Raw genomic sequence first — 21,967 nt, 5'->3', positions numbered from 1 at the left:
CCCCTGTAATTATATGGTTTAGTTACAGAGGATCTTATTTCCCAAATGTGAACAGCAACACTGGTCAGGATGAATGGCTTACGGCACAATGTGAACAGATATGAACAGAAAGAGACAGCAACCAGGATGTCGCATCACATTGTCATTGTTGAAGATGAGCCGGTTACCCAGGCGCGGTTACAGGCTTACTTCGAACAGGAAGGTTATCACGTCTCAGTCACCGCCAGCGGAGCCGGTCTGCGTGAAATCATGTCGCTACACCCTGTCGATTTGATTCTGTTAGACATCAATCTCCCGGACGAAAATGGCTTAATGCTGACGCGCGCCCTGCGCGAACGCTCAACGGTGGGCATCATTCTGGTGACGGGTCGCAGCGACCAAATTGATCGTATTGTGGGCCTGGAAATGGGCGCTGATGATTATGTCACCAAACCGCTGGAGCTACGTGAACTGGTGGTTCGGGTGAAAAATTTGCTCTGGCGGATCGATCTTGCCCGCCAGACGCAGCCGGAGACCAAAGACAACTGCTATCAGTTTGCCGGATATTGTCTGAATGTCTCCCGCCATACCCTGGAGCTTGGCGATGAAGCCATCAAACTCACCCGCGCCGAATATGAAATGCTGGTCGCCTTTGTCACTAATCCGGGGGAGATTCTCAGTCGGGAACGCTTATTACGCATGCTTTCCGCACGACGGGTAGATAATCCAGACTTACGCACTGTGGACGTTCTGATCCGCCGTTTGCGCCACAAGCTGCGGGCCGATTTGCTGGTGACACAGCACGGGGAAGGCTATTTTTTAGCAGCCGATGTGTACTGATACAGATAAACAGGGCGAAATCCGCCGGGTGACAGTGAGCGCTGAACATGCCGGCTGTCCGCATTTTTCGACGTAAGCACGAGGATCGGCGGACTGATATTTTCCGGCACCGACTGTCCTTGCAACACCCTGATAGCCTGCTGAATCGCCAGTTCTCCTTGCCAGACCATTTGATCGCTGGCAGCCATAATAATTCTTTCGCGTTTAAGCCCGCGATAAACCTGATGCGACAAATAAAAAGAGACCACGGTCAATGGCGTTCCCTGATTACGTCTCTCCCCCATCGCCGCTTCTGCCGCAATTGCCGTACCGGCAACCACATCGGCATCCGGGTGACGCTCAAGCATCTCCTGCAGCAGGTTACGCTGTATTTCAATATCATTATCACCCAACGCCATATCCACAATCTGTACCTGACTACCGGCAATCGCCTGGCGGAATCCATCCACCATTTCGCGGCTGCCGCCCGCGTCGTCAGGGCCTGGCAATAATAAAACTTTTAGTGGCCTGCTACCGCTCCATTTAACCAGATAGCGACCTGGCTGATACCCCATCTGGAACCACGGCACCCCAACCCGGGCTTTGACCGTCGCGTCATGTATCGCATTCACCACCTCAATAACCGGCAGCGTGCCCACCTGCGCCTGCAAATCCGGAAAAGTTGTCGTGCTACTGCCTAACAAAATGGCATCCGCGCCCCATTGCTGACACTGGGCGATTTGCGATTTTTGCGTGCTAAACTGGCGATACCCTCCCGCTTCAAACACCTTCAGGCTTACCCCATATTTTCTTGCGGCCTCAAGCATGCCGTAATTGACTGAAAGCCAATAGGAATCCTTCAGACTGGGATACAACGCGCACAGTTTCCATGCCTTGTTTGCCGTCACGGTCAGTTGCGATTGCGGGACAGCCTGCTGCGTACCCTGCCAGCGCAGCAATAGGGACTCGGTCGCGTGACCCAGACCGGGAAAAAGTGTGATCAGCAGGAAAAGCAATACGCGCATGATAGCCTCATCATTGATAAGGCTTTATCCTAGTTGCTTTCCTCTTTTGGACTCAACCTTTTTAATCTGTGGCGACCAGACAGTGAATTTATCTCTGACCAAACGACTGTGGATTGGCTTTGCGCTGATGGCGGCACTGACCCTCATCAGCACGCTGGTAGGCTGGTATAACCTGCGTTTTGTCAGCCAGGTTGAGCAGGCCAATACTCAGGCGCTTATCCCGACCATGGATATGGCGCGCCAGCTCAGCGAAGCCAGCGCCTGGGAACTGTTTGCCGCGCAGAATCTGACTACCGCAGATAATGAAAATATGTGGCTGGCTCAGGGACGGATGTTAACCGCCCAAAGCCTGAAAATAACTGCATTACTGAAAACCCTTCGCGAGCAGGGCTTTGACACCTCGGCCATTGAACAACAGGAAAAAGAGATCGCCCAGTCGTTAAGCCATCAGGGGGAGATGGTTGGCGAGCGTTTGAAGCTACGCGATCAACAACAGCAACTCAGCCAGCAAATTGTTGAGGCCACCACAGACGTAGCCGAAATGGCGCGCGGACAGGCCAATAATGCCGCCACGTCTGCGGGCGCTACTCAGGCAAGTATTTATGATCTGATCGAGGGCCGTCAGGGCCAGGCCGCTGAACAAGCGCTGGACAGGCTCATTGATATCGATCTGGAATATTATAATCAGATGAACGAACTGCGTCTGAGCGCGTTACGGGTGCAGCAAAGGGTGATGAATCTGGGGAATAACCAGGCGCAGAATAACCTGGCGGCGCTGGAAACCCAGCTCAATGCCGCCGTCAGAGTGCTTCACCGCCGACAAATTCGTATTGAGGATCCGGTGGTACGCGCTCAGGTTGCCAATACCGTCGATACGATTGGCCGTTATGTTGATCTGCTGGCCCTGTATCGTCAGGATAATGACATCACCACCCGGTTACAGATCTTATCGCAGAACAATATCGAGCAATTCACCCGTTTCAGTAGCGAAGTCAGTCAGTTGGTGGACATCATCGGCCAACGCAACCAGACCGGACTGGCGCATCTCAAACAAGCCAGCCAGCGCGGGCAAAACCTGTTGTTGCTGTTGAGCGGCGTCTCATTATGCCTGTTGATTCTCATTCTTTGGCGTGTGGTTTATCGCTCAGTCACCCGTCCGCTGGCACAGCAGACGCAGGCGTTACAGCGCCTTCTGGAAGGCGATATTGATTCCCCCTTCCCGGAAACCGCGGGTGTTCGCGAACTGGATACCATTGGTCGTTTGATGGATGCCTTTCGTACCAGCGTTCATACGCTCAATAGCCATCGTGAGCATCTGGCTGCTCAGGTTAAAGCTCGCACCGCAGAGCTTCGTTCTCTGGTATATGAACACCGACAAGCACGCGCTGAGGCCGAAAAAGCCAACCAGGCGAAATCGGCGTTTCTTGCCGCCATGAGCCATGAAATACGCACTCCGCTGTATGGGATCCTTGGCACCGCGCAATTGCTCTCAGACAATCCCGCACTGGCGCAGCATCGGGACAATTTACGCGCCATCACCGACTCGGGCGAGTCTCTACTGACCATCCTTAACGATATTCTGGACTATTCCGCCATCGAAGCTGGTGGTAAAAATGTAGCGATCGGCGATGAACCTTTTGAACACAAACCCTTGCTGGAAAGTTCGCTTCAGCTAATGCATGGCCGTGTCGCGGGTCGCCCCGTCGAGTTGGTAGCGGAATTTGCCGATGACGTACCCATGGCCCTACGCGGCGATCCGCGGCGCATCCGACAAATTATTACTAACTTATTAAACAACGCACTACGCTTTACCGATCATGGACACATCATCCTGCGTAGCCGGCGTGAAAACAAAGACTGGTATATCGAGGTTGAAGATACCGGATGTGGGATTGACCCCTCCCGTCAGCGCGATATTTTTCAGCCGTTTGTACAAGTCAGCGGCAAACGTGGAGGAACCGGGCTGGGACTCACCATCAGCGCAAGTCTGGCTCAGGCGATGCAGGGAGAATTGAGCGTTACCAGTACACCCGGTGTCGGGAGCTGTTTTCGACTGCGTTTACCATTACGCGCGGCCGCAATGCCCATGGTTGAATCCATCCAACACAGGGTATCGTTACAAGGTTTGCGTTTATTACTTATTGAGGATAATCCTCTCACGCAGCACATCAGCACGGAAATGCTCACTCTCAATGGTGCGCAGGTCACCGCTGCCGACAGCGCTGCTAATGCGCTAAAAATATTGCAGAAAGATGCTCGTTATGACGCTGCCCTGGTTGATTTCGATCTGCCGGATATCGACGGTATCACGCTGGCACAACAGTTAATCCGCGCGTATCCAGGGCTTAACCTGATTGGCTTTAGCGCGCACGTTATCGACGAAACGCTTAGCCAAAGAACCAGCGCCTTGTTTCTCGGCATTATTCAAAAACCGGTCCCCCGGGATGAACTCAGTCGGCTGATTACCCATTATCTGCGCGATAACGAAGCCATTTCGCAACCCCCTGGGGGGGAAAGCGCACGGTTGGACACTCAACAATTGGCCGACGATATCCAGGCCATGGGAGTACAAAAAGTACATGAATGGTTAGCACTCTTTAAGCAACATACCCTGCCTTTATTAGATGACATTGACGCTGCACGCGCAGAAGGCGAATACGAGCAGCTAAAACGCCTGGCGCATCAGCTCAAAAGCAGTTGTGCCAGCATGGGAATGCGCTCAACCAGCAAGATGTGTGCAGCGCTGGAACAACAGCCGTTTGCGGATTTTTCACTCAGAGAGGAAGTGCAACGCAGTCTTAATGAAGTAGAAATATGGCTGGAGAAGGAAAAGTCGTAGCGGTACGCAGAAGCTAAGAACTGGACTTACTGTGAAATGGTACGCCCTGTAGGATTCGAACCTACGACTTACGCCTTAGAAATTCCTGGAGCTACCTTCTAAGTCAATAACATACCCCGCCAACACTGCGATCACACGTCCCATCTTCGAAAAAACATGCAAAGCCTTGCAAACCGATGCAAAGCTTTGTGTGTCCCGCTTTTGTCTCATAACAACATCACTAGTCGATCGTTCTACTTTCAGATGCTAAACTCTCGGCCTCTAAGAATTCACTGATTTTTATAATGTTAAAGCTATTCGCCAGGTACACATCAATAGGTGTTATCAACACACTCATTCATTGGGTAGTGTTCGCCATATGCATATACGCACTTCATACGGGACAGGCTCTCGGTAACTTTGCAGGATTCGTTGTCGCTGTATCGTTCAGTTTCTTTGCTAATGCAAAATTCACTTTCAAGACATCAACCACAACTATGCGCTACATGCTCTACGTCGGATTCATGGGGGCACTGAGCGCAATTGTTGGCTGGGCTGCTGATAAATCAGGAATGGCACCAATCATAACGCTAATCGTATTCTCTGCCATCAGTCTGATATGCGGATTTATATATTCAAAATACATTGTCTTTAGGGATGCGAAATGAAAATTTCTTTAGTCGTTCCGGTCTTTAATGAAGAGGCCACGATACCTATATTTTATAAAACAGTGCGCGAGTTTGAAGGTCTAAAAGAGCACGAAGTTGAGATAGTCTTCATTAACGACGGAAGCAGCGATTCAACAGAATCAATCATAAATGCGCTTGCTGTGTCTGATAAATTGGTGGTACCTCTGTCGTTTACCCGCAACTTTGGTAAAGAGCCAGCCCTATTTGCAGGGCTTGATAATGCTACCGGGGAAGCGGTCATTCCAATCGATGTTGATCTGCAAGACCCTATCGATGTCATCCCCCGCCTCATTCAAAAGTGGAAGCATGGCGCTGATATGGTTCTTGCTAAAAGAACAGACCGCTCCACCGATGGGAGGCTAAAGCGCAAATCGGCTGAGTGGTTCTATAGGCTGCACAACAAGATTAGCAACCCAAAAATCGAAGAGAACGTGGGTGATTTTCGCCTGATGTCGCGCGAAGTTGTTGAAAACATCAAATTGCTTCCTGAGCGCAATCTCTTCATGAAAGGCGTATTGTCATGGGTTGGCGGGAAAATTGATGTTGTTGAGTATGCAAGAGCTGAGCGTATTGCCGGTGACTCCAAATTCAATGGATGGAAGTTATGGAATCTGGCGCTTGAGGGTATCACTAGCTTTTCAACATTCCCATTGAGAATGTGGACATATATAGGATTGCTTGTCGCAGGATTATCTTTTATATACGGCGCGTGGATGATTATTGACAAGATTGTATTTGGTAATAATGTTCCAGGATACCCTTCACTTTTAGTTTCTATTCTATTTCTTGGTGGGGTACAACTCATTGGCATTGGCGTGCTAGGCGAATATGTTGGTAGGATATATATAGAATCAAAAAATAGACCTAGATATATACTTAAAGGTAAGAAATAATGCGTAACTTCAACTTTTTTGCAATTTTTGGAATAGCGTTACTATATACACTACCAATAATTTTTGGTACTTCGTACTACTACGATGATCTTTTTAGAGCCTACGCAGGCTACACATGGTCTTCTGATGGTCGTGTATTTGCTGATTTGTTTTATCAGTTACTTACGTTCAATCAAACCATGCCAGACACATTCCCTTTGGCGTTAATTATTTCTTTGTTTGCATTTTCTTATGCAGGTAATCTTTTATCCATAACATATAAAACAGGTGACTCTGTAGCATTTTGCATTGCATATTCCATGCTAATTATGTCACCACTATTTGTCTCAAATCTTTTATTTAGATATGATTCATCATTCATGGTTTTAGCCGTCACGGCATCTGTTTTACCTTACTGCGTAAATAAAAATAAATATATTGATTTCATTTTATCTACAATTTTCCTAGTAATTTCATTTGGATTGTATCAAGCTGCAGTTAGTGTGTTCATAGCTTTCGCTGGTATTGAACTTCTCAGAAATACTACACATGGAAGTTTTTCCACATCAGCTACGAAATGCATTAAAAGATTAATACAACTAATTGCTTCATATGTAATCTACTCACAAATAATATTAAAGATTTTCACAATAAATGATTACTTCAATTCATTTAATAAAACCATACCAATAAACTCTGATGGAATGCAGCATTTGATGTCTAATTGCTTAGCATCATTACATCATATAAAACTAATGTTCAGTAATGGCCTGATAATTGCAATTACACCAATTACTATACTGGCAATTTTATGCGCTTTGAAATATATAATTAAAAGCAAGAATTTTATTTCCATAATTGGGTTGGTAGGTGCATTACTTGCATTGATTGTTGCAGTGCCAGGGATAGCAATTTTTGGTATGAATCCAATATTCTTCCCAAGGATCTACATTGGCGCGGGGGCCTTGTTCTTCTTTGTTTGCATAATACCAATCATTTTCAAAATTAATACCAAAACATTGATAATAACTCAATGTATATTAGCAGTTTATTTTTTGGGATTTATAAATGCCACTGTGAACGCAGTTAGGGCTGATGTTGAATATCAAAAAGAAACATCAGAAAGAATAATTAACACACTGGATTCATTTAACCTATCGACATCTCATAATTTTGTTATCATAGGACAACTCAGGCAATCCCCCTTGTCATATGTAAATTCAATGACGTACCCGTTAATTAAAATCATTACTCCGCAACATTATATAAATGGCTATGATGGTGGCAGATACATGTTGATGCACCATGGATTGGATAACATAGAATACGTATCAAAAGATAAAGTTGATATGTATCGTAACATGGTTAAATCAACTAAGCCAATTTTTTCAAACAACTTATACTCAATATATGATATTGATGGTGTCGTTGTGATATCATTTGAAACAACAGCTTACAATGAAATAAACAAGGAATCGATAAAGTACGAATTTAAAAACGCACTAGTTAGTGATTCTCACTATAACCAAAGATATTTCTATACCTGCGTATCAAATCAATTACAACCTAAACTACAACTGGGCGAATGGTATTATCTTATTTTCCATATGAATAATGGTGAGAATGTTAATAAAAACTTTTACACACCTATATATTCAACATATGAAAATAACACTTGCATATCTACTAAATGGACCGATCCAATAGATGCGAATAACGTCAAATCAATTGAGTTTGGAATATATAATATTCACACAATTGAAAGAAGACTAGACCTGGGTGCGTGATGTTTATGGCCTCCGATGGAGGCCATTTTTGTTAAGCGTTAGCCAGTGTCACTTTACCCCACGTAGTGCCTGATGCGGCCACGTAGCAGAAATCAAAGTTGACTGGTATAGGACTTGAATTATAAACCACATCGCCAATACTTTGAGACACTTTTCCAGGGTAGATATCTGTTGGTTTCCTTGTCAGCCCAGCAGTTGCATCAGCGTGTTTCCATCCGCACTGGATGATGTCTGCCCCCCCCCCCCCTGAATACGCCAACACCAGTTAATCCAATATATCTGTTATTCCTGTATGTCATTGCAGCGAAGTTATCCCAGTCCCTTACGCGGGATATTGGGTTACTAAGGTTGTTAGAGAAATTGTTATTCTCTACGTTTGCTCTATCAATCCGATAACCAAGATTAACAGCCAGCAAAGATGTGCTATCAAAGTCATTTCCGGAAATCGTGGGATATTGACCTGCAATTATACATCCTTGATTCCTGAACTGTATGTGCGTTTTGTTATTCCTGTAGACAGTTCCACCCCATGCCGAGCTTGTTATTGTGACGCGATCAGGCCTGTCAAGATTGTTATCTTTAATAACCAGCCCAGTTGTTTTCTTCCCAAGAAGGCCAACATTATAATCCTGTATAGCCCAGCCTCCTCCCCTGAGTGTATTATTAATTATCCTAATTAAATTAAATGATGTAGCTTAATCCCCTTCGTCACCAATAATTAGTATGTGCGTTGACTGTGTCCCATCAGCGTTTATTTCTCCATCGCTCACACAGTTAGTAATTGTGACATTTTGAGATGCAACTGAGCCTGATGTCCCTCCAATTTCTACAAAAATTCCACCGCCGCTTTTTGTGTCGCCGGTGATCGTCATGCTTTTGCGAACTCCCCAAGGACCAACTCTTGACTGAAGGCTAATTGTGTCAACAAAATGGTTATTGATAGATTTACCATGCCATGTGCCATCAGCGCATGCAAAATCTTCACCGTACATGTACCATGTACGACCAGTTCTTTTCATAAAGCTATTTGAAAGTGTGGCAATACCTTCAAGGAATCTGGTTATGAAAGTGTAGTTTGTTATCAAGTCAGTTCTGATTCTATTTAGAGTTATATCATTTTTATTAACAGCTCCAGCCCCAGCGGGGTCTGCCATGCAGAATGCCCTGCAAGCCAAGATATCCATATCATCTATGTATCAGCTTGAACCCTCGCATGCGAAACCGAACCAAACTTCCTGCGGCTTGAAAGTTGTGTCTGCTGACCCGGTCGAAAAGTTTGTGCATGTCTGATTGAGTTAAGTCCCGAAAATGAAAAATTACTGCACCCGATAACACCAAAGCAAACACGTTCACTTTCCCCTCCATCATCAGTGTTAATATTCACATCGTTTTCAGCAAAGATTGTCAGGTTGTTCTTCGCATTAATGACGAACGCAGTCTTACGCGCGACGTTAAATAAGTCGTGGTATTGATAGGTAGTTGGGAAGCTAATTTTAAGCGCCCCTGGGCTAATTCGTATCGGTCTGGCGATACCAAATTTATTGATGCACGCATTTACCGACGCTGTTGAATCATTTACCCCAGTTCCAGCGAGGAAAGCAGACAGACCAGCATACGAACCATCCCTAGGAACCGTAGGGCTGAATATGGTGATGCCGTTATGCTGAGATTTTGGCTTACTGGCGTCCCAGTAGAATTGACCACCGCCAAAGTTAGTGCCCGGAACATAGCCGATCACATTAAGTGTATGGTTTCCTGTTGGCTCACTCATCAACTCATGAATATCTGCAACATTCTCCATTCGCAGACTGAACTGATCTGGATCGTACTTCAGAATGTTTGGAAAGTAGAACTGCTGAGCACCATACGCGTCATACGAAAGAAGGCATCCGTCCTGATGGGTCAAAGACACCTACCGTCAGAAAGATGCGCGTCGATGATCAGCGGGCATGGAATGCAGCTTGCCGCAGGGCAGGGATTGAGGATTTCAGCTTCCACGACCTCCGTCATACCTGGGCGAGCAGGTTAATTCAGTCAGGAGTACCGCTTTCTGTTTTGTAGGAAATGGGAGAGTGGGAAAGCGTCGAGATGGTGCGCCAATACGCTCACCTTGCGCCGAACCATTTAACGGAACACGCGAAGCAAATTGACTCGATTTTCAGTGATGATGCCCCAAATATGTCCCACCGGGGAAATAACGAGCTTGCATGAATCGGATAAGTTACTGAAATATAATGGTACGCCCTGTAGGATTCGAACCTACGACCTACGGCTTAGAAGGCCGTTGCTCTATCCAACTGAGCTAAGGGCGCATTGTGAAGTGATAACTTCATGCAGAGAAACGCGTGAATTATACGGTCAGCGCTTGCTGAGTCAATGCCTTTTGTTTCAGTTGCTGGTGAAGTGTACGAATGTTGATTTTTTCTGGTCGTTCAAGGGTATCCAGGAAATCACCTGGTAACAACTCAGCCCGCATAGCGCCAGATTTAAGGATACATGTATTTAGAATATTTATGATTTTGCTTAACATTCCCTTACCCTCTTTCCAGCGGTTCAGGAACTCTTCAATGTTAAGTATCGCCATCAAGGAAGAAAATAGTCACTTCGAACACGGGCTGAAAATCATTATTTCCCATCTGGCAAGTCAGTGGCATCAGGAGATTAGTTTTTTGCCTGTCGAGGAGATCGATCGCGCCGACATCGCGTTTATCTCACTGGATGAAGATTGGCTCAGCGCCGAATGCTATCAGGTTCCGGTTCACACCAGGCGCCAACACCGGGTGGTGATCTGCAACAGAAACGATAAAGATAAGCTGATGTTCCGGCCCTGCCTGTACATGTTGCCTCTGATCTATCGGGAAGATGACGTTGACGAGATCACCAAAAAATTAGTCCTCATCTTGCAAAAACGCGCGTTACGCAACAGCGTACCGGCGACTATCTGCCATTACTGCACCACCCGCAACTTTTCTATTGCAGAGCGCCAGTTCTTAATGTTTCTTGCCAGCGGATATACGTTAGCCGAAACCGCTCACCTGCTCTCAATCAGCGATATCCATGCCAAAGCAACCCGTCGCAGCATTATGAAAAAGCTGCACGTGAAAAACGATCAGCAATTCTTAAGATACATCCGGGCGCATCTGAACTTTCTACAAAATTAGGTGGAACCTCTCCGCCTAATTTTTTATTGAGAAATATCTCACCATCAATTAAGTATCGGCTCCTACTGTACCTGGCAACTGACTGCCAGAATAATCCAGTCATACTATTCATGAGGTAACCGAAAGGCACACCCGGTAATATTTTAACTAATCCCAGAGAGAGGTTGCACTGGATAAAACGATCTTTTGGGCATTGAGTAAGACATCAGAAAACTTCCGGCAGATTATTCTGATGGGATACTCAATTGCCAGTCTGGTGATTGTTGAAGACATTGAAACCCAACGGCACAAGGGAACTCACCGTCGCGCTGGAAAAATTTGGGTCAGGGATGTTTGTTGTCAGCAATTTATCCAGACCTGCCGCAACAGAAATGGAATGGAAACGGATGCACAGCGCAAAACGCCGGGAACGACATCGCCGTATACGAAACGCTAACTGTACCCATCAATATCCCCACTGTACCTCACAAGTATTCGACCAAATCGAGTATCTGGCGCAAAAAATCGAATACACCATACCGGGCGATACTATATCTCAGGCGATTATTACAGGAGACTATTATCTTGCCTATACACTGAGCCGCCATTTATTCTCAGGCACGCGCACCGCGATCTTCCGGTCCATTGAATCGGCGCTGGTCTGCCTGCAAAAGTCGGTCATTAGTCAGTTAGTGGTTGATATAGAAGGCTTAACAAGCTCTTACTTCGATATTCTTCAGTGCCTGCGCCAACTACTTAAACAGCGGAATGATATCCAAATCTTCATATTGCTTTCCAGTCATGATGAAGATCTTAAAACCTTTATATCACTGTCTGGCCCCTTTTATATCTTATCACGCAGTCTACACCTCCCAGAGATGCGTCAGGCATTATTATCCCCGGTGCTAAATTATATTCATTCGAGGCGCATAAAGCAGGTCGATTGGGAGATGGTGACCTTACTTTTACAAGGTAACTCCTTAAAAAAGATTGCTCAGTTACAGACACAACCCTACCACCGCATCATCTATCGCCTGAACCAGTTGATTACCCGCCTGGGATTACCAAACCGGCAGCGCTTTTTGCATCTGATACATCGTCTAAACGTTACCTCTCATCATTTAATTTAACACCATAACCCTATGTCCAGTAAGATTTTTTAGGAAATTACTTATTTTAGCATGAGAAAATTGATCCAATTTTCACAAATATTTAATATTTACAACTATTCCTGGTATTATAGATACCACCTCTTCCACACTTAACCTTACTGTTTCTGCGTACATCGCTCGAAAATAGTGTTCCCGCTGACTTAACAAAACCTAAACAATTAGCTTATTGTATCGTTTTTACTATTTAAAATAAATTTTCAATCTGCCATAATTCGAACCGCAGATAAATAATGCCAATAGTCATTAACACATCTGGATCTTTCAGAACATCCTAACTGCCATTAACAATCGGGATGTTGTAAGTCTTTTCCGAAAGAGCGGAGCAGGTATAATCCTCACTGTTTCCTGATTAATTGTTAGTTTTTCCAGTGTGAAATGGATGTTCCACAAATTCATTGTTCTGCAGAAGAACAACCGAATAAACAAGGACGAAATAGTATTTATTCGGTTCTCCTCAGAACAACTCTTGGCTATTTGACAATATTATAACGCCTGATGTTTTATCAAATTCGCAAGATACGCAAACAGTTTGAGGCATACAACAATGAAACCAGCATCCGTTATCATTATGGACGAACACCCTATTGTCAGAATGTCGATAGAAGTACTCCTCGAAAAAAACAGTAATATTCAGGTTGTGCTGAAAACCGATGACAGCCGCGCGGCAATAGAACATCTACGCACGTACCCTGTCGATCTTGTCATCCTGGATATTGAACTGCCTGGCTCTGATGGCTTTACATTACTCAAGAGAATAAAATCATTGCAGGAGAATACTCGGGTGCTATTTCTGTCTTCAAAATCTGAGTCTTTTTATGCCGGGCGCGCTATTCGCGCCGGGGCAAATGGTTTTGTCAGTAAACGAAAGGATCTAAATGATATCTACAATGCGGTAAAAATGATTTTATCAGGATATTCTTTTTTCCCTTCGGATACACTGAACTTTATTAACAATGTAAATGTGCAAAAAGGTGTATTAAATGATATGCCGCTCTCTAACCGCGAGGTGACGGTTTTACGTTATCTGGCAAACGGGCTATCCAACAAGGAAATTGCTGAGCAATTGCTACTCAGCAATAAAACGATTAGCGCTCACAAAGCTAATATCTACTCCAAGCTCGGTTTGCATACCATCGTTGAACTGATCGACTACGCCAAAATGCATGAATTAATGTAACAACACTCCCGGCGAGATGTCGTTCGGGAGTGTTTTGTCAGCGCAATGATTAGTTATAGTTAATCATAAACGTGGCATCGGCCCTGGCGACCCCGGGCTGCACCCCATCAGCCAGCGCGATATAGTTGGCAAAAAAAGTCAGCGTGGCATTGCCATTCTCATCAATACCGACGGCCTGGCTGGCCTGCTCAAGCGGCAATCGCGTCCGGTCGCTATCGCGCAGCTCAATCGCCACCTTTTGCGCCATAAGCGCGTTATCGAGCGCCAGTAGCGTAGTACCTGGGGCCGGGGTCCCGGAGAACGTTATCGACGCGGATCCCGGCGGACAGCCTTCAAGCTTCAGCGTAAACGAGACCGGTTGGGTGGTGTCTCCGCTGGTCTGTAACTGCTTTGTCGGCCAGGTGCCTAAATCAACCGACTTATTGCTGTCGCTGGCAATCACCGCGCAGGTAAAATCCACCACGTTACCGCGCAGTTCAATATTGATTTCTCCCAGCGACGAGGCGGCCTGGCATAACGCGCTGAATGCCAGCATCGGCATAATCGCCAGAAATGCCCATGCGCCGGGCTTTTGCTTATTAGTCATAGTCCACTCGCAGATAGCCACGGGCAGTAAAAGGCCCTTCCGTGGGTTTATTACCCGTCACGCTGACCGGCCATGTCCGGATCCCAACACTCGCCGCGGCGTTGTCGTCCAGTTGAAATGGAATAGTGCTGGACAGATTGTTAGGCGTTAGCGGATTACCGCTGCTGTCGGCAACAATGAAACCTAAATCCGGGTTGTTTGAAACCATCATTTGCCCGGAGGCTTTCTCCGCTTCTACCCGCATGGTCAAGTAGGCCTGAGCGGCAACGTTGGTGCATTTTATGGCCACCGTTTTTGTCTGCGGATTGATGCCTTCAGGCTTGTTGCCCGCGCCCGCCTTGCTAAACAGCGATGCGCCAATATCGCCAAAATCAAACTCGACAATCTGTCCGGCGTTCACTTCGCAGTTTTGTGGAACCTCCACCTTACCGCTGTAGCTAATGGTGTAAACCGGCGTACTCAGCGCATCTCCGGTACTGGTGGTGACATAGACTCTGAACATCGTCTGCCGGGGAATAGGCACCATGTTAATAAATGAGCGGATCACTTTGAGTTTAAACACCAGCTTTGAATCCATTACGCCAAAAGGTTGCTGCTTCGGCACGTTAGGGTGAGTCCCCATGCGGATATAGTTACGCGGGGGATAAAACAACCCGGCGTAACTGTCGGTGATGCTCATAGCCCCCAGTAGGTAGTCATTGAGTTTCAGGTACTGAAAACCGCCCTCGGTACTTTGAACCGGAAGTTCAGTGACATAGCTTCGATAGGTATAATCCACCGTCGTCCCTGCCGGACAGGTGGCATTGACGCCAATCCAGCCTGATTTTTCCGGCAACGTCACCACCTGTCCCGGCTGGTTGTTGCTGCTGTTAAAGACATTCGACAGATCGTAAAAAACATCCGTTGGTGTGCCATTCGAATTTTGGCAGACCGTTGCCCAGGACGGTTGCGCCATCAGCAGTAACGCGCTTGCCAGTAACAAACCTGTTTGTCGTTTCATCGTATTATTCCCGTCGTGCCGCTGGCGATTCGCACGTCACATTCGTGAGCGTCACCGCCTGTTTCAGGCTCTCTTCAGGCAAGGCATAATGCGCCACGCAACGAGCTTTTGCGCCTTCCCCCCATTGGATCAGCAACTCGCCTTTAAGCGGCAGGCCGCTCAGGTAAATTTGCCCGTCTTCACCCACCATACTGGTCACGCCGCTGGTGTTTTCACGCACCACGGAGCCAAATGGCACAGGTTTACCGGCATATTTCGCCGTCATCAGCGCCCGCACACCGATACGTGTATCAAACGCCGCTCGCACCAATGCTCCTTGCGTTGGCACGACGCTGCTGACGTTGTTTTCCACATCGGTATTGTTGTTCATCGAATTGGTGTCTAACGCGACGCGGTTATAGCGATAGACGGTGGCATACGGCATCACCGCGTATCCACGCCAGTCGGTCTGCACGCCGGTCTGGTTTTCTATCCGCACGCCCTGAGCGCCTGGCGCTTTGATCAACACATTGGTATCGCCGAGCGGCTGACTAAGCGTAATGCCGTCCTCATGTCCTATCACACCGCCGGCGAGTTGCCAGTTGTAGTCATGCTGGTCGCGGTCGTAGTTGTATCCCACGCCCAGCGTGCCATAGGCCGCCTGCCAGTTAGCGCTGGCGTTTCCGCTGTAACCATTAGTACTGCTGTGACCCTGATTCACGCTATAGCTCAGGTTACGGCCATCCAGCAACGTACCGCCGATCCCGCTCTGCCAGCTATTTTGTCCGTTGCTATTGCGGTTGGCATTAAAGGTGGCGTAGGTGCGATCGAAGGCATTATCACGCGAGTAACGCCGCCCGCTCAGCAGGCTGAACGGGATTGACATATTGAACGCCATAATGCGGTCGGTGTCGGAGATGCCGACTGATTCATTCCACGACCAGGAGAGTGAATAGCTAATCCCCTGCCAACCACTGGCATAGCCCAGTTGATACCAGGTATTGGTGTCTGAGGTATTCCAGTACGTTTGCTGGCTACCTGAGATATACAGCGATCCGTAATCCCCCAGATTCTGCGAAATGTTGATCTGAAAACGGCCTTTCTTGCTGTAGCTCAGATTGTGGTAACTCTTCACATCCGGCACGTCGTGGCGATTGCCTTCGCTGTCGTATTCGTACTCATAGCCTTCCATACTGCGATACGCGACGTCGTCGAGTGTATAGAAGCCACGCGTAGAGTAGCGGTAGCCCAACAGTTGAAAGTTAGTGCCAAAATTGTTCAATGACTTCGCATACAGGAAACGCAAAGACTGCCCCTGGTGCGTACTGTCATCCGCCAGTTGGCTGCGCGCATGGGTTAAATCGACGGAAACTGCCCCCCAATCCCCCAGATTTCGGCCAGTACCTAAAACTACCGCAGTGTAACGTGAGGCTAACTGCGTACCACCATAAGCGGTATACCCCTCTGGTAACCCGGCGATTAATGTTCCCTGGAAAAAGAACGGTGAGGATTGCTGGCTATTGCCGCTGCGAAAATCCCCGGCAACCACGTCATACTTGAAACGCCCTTCTCGCTGTAACAACGGAACCGTGGAGTACGGCACCGTATAGCGCTGCTGGCTACCGTCTTTCTCATCCACCGTCACCTCAAGGTCACCGCTGGAGGAGGTCGGGTTAAGATCGGTTATCGCAAAAGCGCCCGGTGAAACATAACTTTGATAAATCACGTAGCCATTCTGACGAATAGTCAGTTTCGCTGCGGTACGCGCAATGCCACGTACGGTAGGCGCGTAGCCTTGTAAGCTGTCGGGATACATGCTGTCTGAGGAATAGAGTCGCGCGCCACGAAAACCGACGCTGTCAAAAACGTCATTTCCGGTATTGCTGTCGCCCATCACCAGTTCACCCTTCAGCGGGATAACCGCGCGCTGAAGCCATGTACCGATGTTTTTCCAGCTTTGTGAATGGTATCCGTCACCTTTGGAATAGCTCCACGCGCCGTTGTTCCTTAGCCGCCAGGGTCCATAGTTCAGGCCACTCAACATGCTCAGGAAATAGCTGTCAGTATCGCTCCCACGGCTACCGGTAAAGTTATAATTAATCAGCGCCGCCGGGATCCCTTCATCCCATTCGTCCGGTGGAATGTAGCCGCGCGCGCTGTTTAACATCGACGCCTGCGGCAGACTGATGTTTAAGCGCAAAGTAGAAAAATCAAAGGCAACTTCACTGCCGGGAATCGCCTCAGGCAAATTGATACAGGTCGCGTTCGGATCCTGACTGAGTGCCGGAAACGCGGCAATATTAACGCCCAGGCGTTTTACCCAGTCGAGTCCAAAGCATGGCATCAGTCCACCAGACTTCTCCCCTGCCTTTCCCGCACTGCTGGCAAAATGAATGTCCTGGGTAGCAACGAATTCATCATTGCGCCAGATATCCACACGATAAACGCCTTCAGGCTGATGATTACCTTTTTCAAAACGTGATAAATCCGCCACGGTTGCCGTATCCGCAGATAAAAATGCCGGATTGAAATAGCTTTCCCCATGGCTTAAAGAGGGAAAGAGCGCCGCCAGCGTGGACAACGCCACCCCCGCCAGCGGTGGCGTAACCCCCGGTAACAGGTCAGGAAAATACGTTGTCTTATTCATCGTTATCTCAACGCACGCTTACCGTTTGAGCGGTGGTCACCGCGCCATAATCATTGACCGTCTGGAAGGTAACGTTGCCCTGTACGCTCGTTGGCAGCAGCACCTGCGTATCGCTTTTCGGCGCAACCATGACGTTATCGATCTTCGTTTTCCCCACATTGAGGTTGACCAGAGTGACGTAATACGCAGACGGATTGTTGATTTTCAGGTGGTTGCCGGAACGGGAAAACTGCAGCATGCCGGGAGCATCTTCCGGGATGTGCGGCAGATTATTTGGGCGGACAAAAAGTTTAATGCGCGACAAAATCGCCAGTTGCAGAACGTTTTTACCCTCAAGGCTGTTCTTGTTGACTGACGGAATGGCTTTCACGTTCATCCAGAACAGCGATTCACGGTCTTTTGGCAGCGGCGCGCCTGCGTAGATGATACGCAACGTGTTTTCACTTTTAGCCTCACTGACAAACAACGGAGGCGTCACGACAAACGATTTTTCTTTAACCCCTGCGCTATTCTCGATCCATGAATTTACCAGGTAACGTTCTTTGGTATCGCTATTGCTAATAGACAGCGAAGTTTGCTTGGCATCAGCTGGATAAATAACACGGGTAGCGCCTAATGCAATGCCGCCGGCTGCCTGCACACTGGCAGCAGAAAATAAGGCCAGTAAAAGGATAAAACCTGATTTTAGATTATTAAACATAGCTACAAATACCTTTGATGCGATTATCGTTGGGAAATAAATCAGGGATAAACCAACGTAAACCACACGTCTGAACGAAGTATTCCCGGTGTGATATTTTCCGAGACGGCCCGATAGCGAGCAGTGAAATGAAACGTCATCTCTTGGGTGATAATCGGCGCGTAATGAAGCGGTAGCGCATTAGGAATTATTTGCCGTTGTCGCTCGTCAAATAACGCCAGACCAACCCCAGAAGATGCAGACGCATCGCCGCTGGCCAGAAAAACCTGCGGATCTTCCGCTGGCGTCACACCGGCAAACGCAATCCCGACGTGGTCATAAACATCAGAACTGCACGATGTTAATCGCAGTGAAAACGGTACGCTGGTAGAGGCAAAGCTTCCCGTTCCGGAGAAGGCATTGGTACGATATTGCCCCATTTGCACCCGCAAATTCTGGCTGTCGGTGGCGACCGTACAGGCGCCGTTAACGAGCTGTCCCCGTAAGTGGAGGCGTCCGCTTTCCAGTATTACCGTATGAGCAAGCGCAGGCATTACGCACAGCATTCCCGCCAGCGCCACGCCTTTCCCTATCATCTGCCGCATCCTTTTTCATCCCCGGATATTGCCTCATCCAATGAGGCGAACATCATCCTTGCGCGAATCTGAACGGCTTATTCGTACTTCATGATAAACGTCGCGTCGGCATTCGCCTGACCCGGCGTAGCGCTGGTCGCGGTCGCTTTATAACGGGCAGAGAAACGCAGGGTGTTGGTCCCTTCTACCAGCGCCTGAGCGGTAGAGAAGGTTGCTCCATCCGGCTTCAGCGCGGTGGACGTATTGTCCAGAATTTCAATCCCTACACCGCCCGCGGTAGTGCTGTTATCCGAGGAGGAAACGGCCAGCAGGTTATTGTTAGTGATGTCGGTCTGGCCAGAGAAAGCAACCGCGGCGGTCGCAGCCACTTTCGGGTCGCAGTCGTTCAGTACGATAGTGAACGGGATTTGTGCCGTGGTATCACCGACTGCAGTAAAACTGGCGGTACGATACTGGCCTAACGTAACAATCTGATCGGATGACTGAGTGCTGACGGCACAGGCTGCATTGACCAGTTCACCTTCAAAATGAACAGTACCGCCGCTAACGCTTACCGGATCGGTCGCCGCCGGATCGGCCGCAACCGCTGCGCCCGCGACTAACATCAGGCTGGCAATAACAGAAGAGGCTATTAATTTACGTTTCATGGATTTCCCTTGAATTACACACATCCGGCTCCGGCGTCCTGCGGGATCCGTTTGAATCATTATCGACATTAAATGTCAGGCGAATTATCTCTGCATCCTGTAAAGATATATATCGCAAGAGAATTAGCTAACCTTTACCCAACTCTCCGAGTATTTGATTCACTAATTAATCTTCGCGAATATGACTATTTCGTCACAGCGTTAAATTAAACATTTAAATTAATGAAAAATACCTGCAAATCCTTTTAATGGCCCTGGCTAATTCTTATTGGGATCCAGGAAAAATCCGAGTAAAAATGAGGTAAAGACATCATAATCAAACGTAACAGACTGGTTTATGGTGCATTAACCTTGAAAACACCAGGGTGATGAGTTGTTTCATTGACGTTAAATTTAATTAGCATGATCATGAATGATGCGCAGGGCTTCAGCGACTGAACCGCCCCTGCTCACTGACCGCTCTCCCCGCGATCGCACGTAAAAACGCAAACGAAAACTGACAGCACGTTCTGCTTCTGACAAAATAGTGACATCCCCTTCGATTTAACGTAACAGATGGAATCCTCTCTCTGATGGCAGCAAAGATTATTGACGGTAAAACGATTGCGCAGCAGGTGCGCTCTGAGGTTGCTCAAAAAGTTCAGGCGCGTTTAGCGGCTGGATTACGCGCCCCGGGCCTGGCTGTTGTGCTGGTAGGCAGCAATCCGGCTTCGCAGATTTATGTCGCGAGTAAACGCAAAGCCTGTGACGAAGTGGGGTTTGTCTCCCGCTCATATGACCTGCCTGAAACCACCAGCGAGGCGGAGCTTCTTGAGCTGATCGATACGCTCAACGCAGATACCACCATCGACGGTATCCTGGTACAACTGCCATTACCGGCAGGTATCGACAACGTTAAGGTGCTGGAACGCATCGCACCAGATAAAGACGTAGACGGTTTCCACCCGTATAACGTTGGTCGTCTGTGTCAACGCGCGCCGCGTCTGCGTCCATGTACTCCGCGCGGGATTGTCACTCTGCTTGAGCGTTACAACATCGATACCTATGGTCTGAACGCCGTAGTGATTGGCGCTTCAAATATTGTCGGTCGCCCGATGAGCATGGAGCTGCTGCTGGCTGGTTGCACCACTACGGTCACCCACCGATTCACCAAAGATCTGCGTCGCCACGTAGAGCATGCGGACCTGCTGATTGTTGCTGTCGGCAAACCGGGCTTTATACCCGGCGAGTGGATCAAAGAAGGTGCGATTGTGATTGATGTCGGCATCAACCGTCTGGAGAATGGTAAAGTAGTGGGCGATGTGGTCTTTGAAGATGCAGCCGCACGTGCGTCATATATCACGCCAGTACCGGGCGGCGTAGGCCCAATGACTGTCGCCACACTTATCGAAAACACGCTACAGGCGTGTGTTGAATACCATGATGTAAAGGACGTTTAAGATGGCCACATTTTCACTGGGTAAGCACCCACACGTTGAACTCTGCGATTTGCTGAAGCTGGAAGGCTGGAGCGAAAGCGGCGCCCAGGCAAAGATCGCTATTGGCGAAGGCTTGGTGAAGGTCGATGGCGCGGTTGAAACGCGCAAACGCTGTAAAATCGTTGCCGGACAGACCGTCAGCTTTGAAGGCCACAGCATTAACATCGTAGCGTGACCCCAAGTGCCGGATGAGGTTAACGCCCTGTCCGGCCGCTTCCCCGTCTCATTTTCAGATAATAACTTCATCCCCACTTCACAGTGAACAGTTAGCATGTCGTTTTCCCACATGAAGCGAACATCATGCCAACCATCGTTACTCACGCGGCCGTTCCACTCTGTTTAGGATTAGGTCTCGGACTTAAAGTCATCCCCCCACGATTACTGTTTACTGGCGTCATTCTGGCGATGCTGCCGGATGCCGACGTGCTGTCATTTAAGCTTGGCGTCGCCTACGGCAACGTGTTTGGCCACCGTGGATTTACCCACTCACTGCTGTTCGCCTTTGTCGTGCCGCTACTTTGCGTATTGATTGGCCGACGATGGTTTAAAGCCGGATTGATTCGCTGCTGGCTATTCCTGACAGTTTCACTGCTATCGCACAGTGTGCTGGATTCTGTCACCACCGGCGGCAAAGGCGTCGGCTGGCTGTGGCCGTGGTCGGATGAACGCTTTTTCGCGCCGTGGCAGGTGATTAAAGTCGCGCCGTTCGCGCTGTCACGCTATGCGACCCCTTACGGGCATCAGGTGATTATTTCGGAATTATTATGGGTGTGGCTACCGGGAATGATGATGATGGGTGTGCTGTGGTTGTATCGAAAATATTAATCTGCCGGATGCGACGCGCTGCGTCTTATCCGGCCTACACTCGCTCTTTTGT

General features: G+C 48.1%; 20 protein-coding genes, 1 tRNA gene and 2 pseudogenes. 12 read left to right on the top strand and 11 right to left on the bottom strand.

The features are described from left to right. Positions 1–126: 126 nt before the first annotated feature. A complete protein-coding gene (gene torR / locus FDX09_RS06645) occupies positions 127–819 on the top strand; it encodes a two-component system response regulator TorR (RefSeq protein ID WP_087857091.1) in 693 nt (230 codons plus the stop codon). Here torR and torT read toward each other — a convergent pair. Beyond that, positions 792–1,823 (bottom strand): TMAO reductase system periplasmic protein TorT, encoded by a 1,032-nt coding sequence (gene torT, locus FDX09_RS06640; RefSeq protein WP_137346950.1) that lies wholly within the window; start codon positions 1,821–1,823, stop codon positions 792–794. The two genes, torR and torT, sit on opposite strands and share 28 nt — an antisense overlap. 82 nt (positions 1,824–1,905) lie before the next feature. Between torT and torS the strand changes: the two genes are divergently transcribed. The 4 genes from torS to FDX09_RS06620 all read left to right on the top strand — a co-directional run bounded on the left by torS (position 1,906) and on the right by FDX09_RS06620 (position 7,989). After that, positions 1,906–4,662, top strand: a complete 2,757-nt coding sequence (gene torS / locus FDX09_RS06635) for a TMAO reductase system sensor histidine kinase/response regulator TorS (protein WP_212733569.1) — start codon at positions 1,906–1,908, stop codon at positions 4,660–4,662. A gap of 284 nt (positions 4,663–4,946) precedes the next feature. Further along, positions 4,947–5,309 carry a GtrA family protein gene (locus FDX09_RS06630; protein ID WP_121528716.1) on the top strand — a complete coding sequence of 121 codons (363 nt, stop codon included), beginning with the start codon at positions 4,947–4,949 and terminating at the stop codon, positions 5,307–5,309. Continuing rightward, positions 5,306–6,223, top strand: a complete 918-nt coding sequence (locus tag FDX09_RS06625; RefSeq protein WP_121528715.1) for a glycosyltransferase family 2 protein — start codon at positions 5,306–5,308, stop codon at positions 6,221–6,223. The genes FDX09_RS06630 and FDX09_RS06625 overlap by 4 nt, the downstream gene beginning before the upstream one ends. After that, complete coding sequence (locus tag FDX09_RS06620) at positions 6,223–7,989, top strand: glucosyltransferase domain-containing protein (RefSeq protein ID WP_137346949.1); 1,767 nt, start codon at positions 6,223–6,225, stop codon at positions 7,987–7,989. The genes FDX09_RS06625 and FDX09_RS06620 overlap by 1 nt, the downstream gene beginning before the upstream one ends. A gap of 695 nt (positions 7,990–8,684) precedes the next feature. Here the strand turns inward: FDX09_RS06620 and FDX09_RS06615 are convergent. Then, entirely contained in the window at positions 8,685–9,143 is a 459-nt protein-coding gene (locus FDX09_RS06615; protein ID WP_121528713.1) for a hypothetical protein, read from the bottom strand. A gap of 653 nt (positions 9,144–9,796) precedes the next feature. Beyond that, positions 9,797–9,865: pseudogene (locus FDX09_RS06610) on the bottom strand (phage tailspike protein); the annotation flags it as partial. Here FDX09_RS06610 and FDX09_RS06605 point away from each other — a divergent pair. Further along, positions 9,862–10,200, top strand: a pseudogene (locus tag FDX09_RS06605) (tyrosine-type recombinase/integrase); the annotation flags it as partial. The pseudogenes FDX09_RS06610 and FDX09_RS06605 overlap by 4 nt on opposite strands. 24 nt (positions 10,201–10,224) lie before the next feature. Here FDX09_RS06605 and FDX09_RS06600 read toward each other — a convergent pair. Both FDX09_RS06600 and FDX09_RS06595 read right to left on the bottom strand, forming a co-directional pair. Further along, positions 10,225–10,301 (bottom strand) — tRNA-Arg (locus FDX09_RS06600). Between the two features lie 38 nt (positions 10,302–10,339). Further along, positions 10,340–10,519 (bottom strand): hypothetical protein, encoded by a 180-nt coding sequence (locus FDX09_RS06595; RefSeq protein ID WP_069324008.1) that lies wholly within the window; start codon positions 10,517–10,519, stop codon positions 10,340–10,342. A 37-nt stretch (positions 10,520–10,556) separates the two neighbouring features. Here FDX09_RS06595 and fimW point away from each other — a divergent pair, with 37 nt between their 5' ends. The 3 genes from fimW (at position 10,557) to fimZ (ending at position 13,478) form a co-directional block, all read left to right on the top strand. Then, positions 10,557–11,150 (top strand): fimbria biosynthesis transcriptional regulator FimW, encoded by a 594-nt coding sequence (gene fimW / locus FDX09_RS06590; protein ID WP_085047585.1) that lies wholly within the window; start codon positions 10,557–10,559, stop codon positions 11,148–11,150. 386 nt (positions 11,151–11,536) lie between these two features. Further along, entirely contained in the window at positions 11,537–12,259 is a 723-nt protein-coding gene (locus tag FDX09_RS06585) for a fimbriae Y protein (protein WP_121529996.1), read from the top strand. A gap of 586 nt (positions 12,260–12,845) precedes the next feature. Continuing rightward, complete coding sequence (fimZ, locus tag FDX09_RS06580) at positions 12,846–13,478, top strand: fimbria biosynthesis transcriptional regulator FimZ (protein ID WP_038638509.1); 633 nt, start codon at positions 12,846–12,848, stop codon at positions 13,476–13,478. A gap of 49 nt (positions 13,479–13,527) precedes the next feature. Here the strand turns inward: fimZ and sfmF are convergent, their stop codons facing one another. From sfmF to fimA, 6 genes are all read right to left on the bottom strand, one after another. After that, the gene (gene sfmF, locus FDX09_RS06575) at positions 13,528–14,064 is read right to left on the bottom strand and encodes a fimbria assembly protein (protein WP_121528712.1); all 537 of its coding nucleotides are present in this window, start codon (positions 14,062–14,064) and stop codon (positions 13,528–13,530) included. Then, positions 14,057–15,064, bottom strand: a complete 1,008-nt coding sequence (gene fimH / locus FDX09_RS06570) for a type 1 fimbria D-mannose specific adhesin FimH (RefSeq protein WP_038638504.1) — start codon at positions 15,062–15,064, stop codon at positions 14,057–14,059. The genes sfmF and fimH overlap by 8 nt, the downstream gene beginning before the upstream one ends. 4 nt (positions 15,065–15,068) lie before the next feature. Continuing rightward, positions 15,069–17,690 carry a fimbrial biogenesis usher protein gene (locus tag FDX09_RS06565; protein WP_137346948.1) on the bottom strand — a complete coding sequence of 874 codons (2,622 nt, stop codon included), beginning with the start codon at positions 17,688–17,690 and terminating at the stop codon, positions 15,069–15,071. A gap of 7 nt (positions 17,691–17,697) precedes the next feature. After that, positions 17,698–18,390, bottom strand: a complete 693-nt coding sequence (gene fimC, locus FDX09_RS06560; RefSeq protein ID WP_137346947.1) for a type 1 fimbria chaperone FimC — start codon at positions 18,388–18,390, stop codon at positions 17,698–17,700. Between the two features lie 41 nt (positions 18,391–18,431). Then, positions 18,432–18,965 carry a type 1 fimbrial protein subunit FimI gene (fimI, locus tag FDX09_RS06555; RefSeq protein WP_087857085.1) on the bottom strand — a complete coding sequence of 178 codons (534 nt, stop codon included), beginning with the start codon at positions 18,963–18,965 and terminating at the stop codon, positions 18,432–18,434. A gap of 77 nt (positions 18,966–19,042) precedes the next feature. Beyond that, the gene (gene fimA, locus FDX09_RS06550) at positions 19,043–19,612 is read right to left on the bottom strand and encodes a type 1 fimbrial major subunit FimA (RefSeq protein ID WP_137346946.1); all 570 of its coding nucleotides are present in this window, start codon (positions 19,610–19,612) and stop codon (positions 19,043–19,045) included. A 572-nt stretch (positions 19,613–20,184) separates the two neighbouring features. On the opposite strand from fimA, the gene folD reads away from it, so the two are divergent. From folD to FDX09_RS06535, 3 genes are all read left to right on the top strand, one after another. Then, positions 20,185–21,051, top strand: coding sequence for a bifunctional methylenetetrahydrofolate dehydrogenase/methenyltetrahydrofolate cyclohydrolase FolD (gene folD, locus FDX09_RS06545; protein ID WP_003021887.1), 867 nt, complete (start codon positions 20,185–20,187; stop codon positions 21,049–21,051). Between the two features lies 1 nt (position 21,052). Beyond that, positions 21,053–21,265: a ribosome-associated protein YbcJ gene (gene ybcJ, locus FDX09_RS06540; protein ID WP_085047592.1), complete on the top strand. Its 213-nt coding sequence runs from the start codon at positions 21,053–21,055 to the stop codon at positions 21,263–21,265. 125 nt (positions 21,266–21,390) lie between these two features. After that, positions 21,391–21,915 (top strand): metal-dependent hydrolase, encoded by a 525-nt coding sequence (locus tag FDX09_RS06535; RefSeq protein ID WP_137346945.1) that lies wholly within the window; start codon positions 21,391–21,393, stop codon positions 21,913–21,915. Positions 21,916–21,967: the final 52 nt, after the last annotated feature.

The organism is Citrobacter sp. wls717 (assembly GCF_005280955.1).
Lineage (GTDB): Bacteria > Pseudomonadota > Gammaproteobacteria > Enterobacterales > Enterobacteriaceae > Citrobacter > Citrobacter werkmanii.
The sequence above is the reverse complement of the archived record's forward strand: the minus strand, read 5'-3'. Positions and strand labels throughout refer to the sequence as shown.

What these genes read in the sequence shown, in the direction of transcription:
- torR (WP_087857091.1), top strand. Translation starts at nt 127, where the DNA reads ATGTCGCATCACATTGTCATTGTTGAAGATGAGCCGGTTACCCAGGCG.
- torT (WP_137346950.1), bottom strand. Translation starts at nt 1,823, where the DNA reads ATGCGCGTATTGCTTTTCCTGCTGATCACACTTTTTCCCGGTCTGGGT.
- FDX09_RS06630 (WP_121528716.1), top strand. Translation starts at nt 4,947, where the DNA reads ATGTTAAAGCTATTCGCCAGGTACACATCAATAGGTGTTATCAACACA.
- FDX09_RS06625 (WP_121528715.1), top strand. Translation starts at nt 5,306, where the DNA reads ATGAAAATTTCTTTAGTCGTTCCGGTCTTTAATGAAGAGGCCACGATA.
- FDX09_RS06620 (WP_137346949.1), top strand. Translation starts at nt 6,223, where the DNA reads ATGCGTAACTTCAACTTTTTTGCAATTTTTGGAATAGCGTTACTATAT.
- FDX09_RS06615 (WP_121528713.1), bottom strand. Translation starts at nt 9,143, where the DNA reads ATGGCAGACCCCGCTGGGGCTGGAGCTGTTAATAAAAATGATATAACT.
- FDX09_RS06595 (WP_069324008.1), bottom strand. Translation starts at nt 10,519, where the DNA reads ATGTTAAGCAAAATCATAAATATTCTAAATACATGTATCCTTAAATCT.
- fimW (WP_085047585.1), top strand. Translation starts at nt 10,557, where the DNA reads ATGTTAAGTATCGCCATCAAGGAAGAAAATAGTCACTTCGAACACGGG.
- FDX09_RS06585 (WP_121529996.1), top strand. Translation starts at nt 11,537, where the DNA reads ATGCACAGCGCAAAACGCCGGGAACGACATCGCCGTATACGAAACGCT.
- fimZ (WP_038638509.1), top strand. Translation starts at nt 12,846, where the DNA reads ATGAAACCAGCATCCGTTATCATTATGGACGAACACCCTATTGTCAGA.
- sfmF (WP_121528712.1), bottom strand. Translation starts at nt 14,064, where the DNA reads ATGACTAATAAGCAAAAGCCCGGCGCATGGGCATTTCTGGCGATTATG.
- fimH (WP_038638504.1), bottom strand. Translation starts at nt 15,064, where the DNA reads ATGAAACGACAAACAGGTTTGTTACTGGCAAGCGCGTTACTGCTGATG.
- FDX09_RS06565 (WP_137346948.1), bottom strand. Translation starts at nt 17,690, where the DNA reads ATGAATAAGACAACGTATTTTCCTGACCTGTTACCGGGGGTTACGCCA.
- fimC (WP_137346947.1), bottom strand. Translation starts at nt 18,390, where the DNA reads ATGTTTAATAATCTAAAATCAGGTTTTATCCTTTTACTGGCCTTATTT.
- fimI (WP_087857085.1), bottom strand. Translation starts at nt 18,965, where the DNA reads ATGATAGGGAAAGGCGTGGCGCTGGCGGGAATGCTGTGCGTAATGCCT.
- fimA (WP_137346946.1), bottom strand. Translation starts at nt 19,612, where the DNA reads ATGAAACGTAAATTAATAGCCTCTTCTGTTATTGCCAGCCTGATGTTA.
- folD (WP_003021887.1), top strand. Translation starts at nt 20,185, where the DNA reads ATGGCAGCAAAGATTATTGACGGTAAAACGATTGCGCAGCAGGTGCGC.
- ybcJ (WP_085047592.1), top strand. Translation starts at nt 21,053, where the DNA reads ATGGCCACATTTTCACTGGGTAAGCACCCACACGTTGAACTCTGCGAT.
- FDX09_RS06535 (WP_137346945.1), top strand. Translation starts at nt 21,391, where the DNA reads ATGCCAACCATCGTTACTCACGCGGCCGTTCCACTCTGTTTAGGATTA.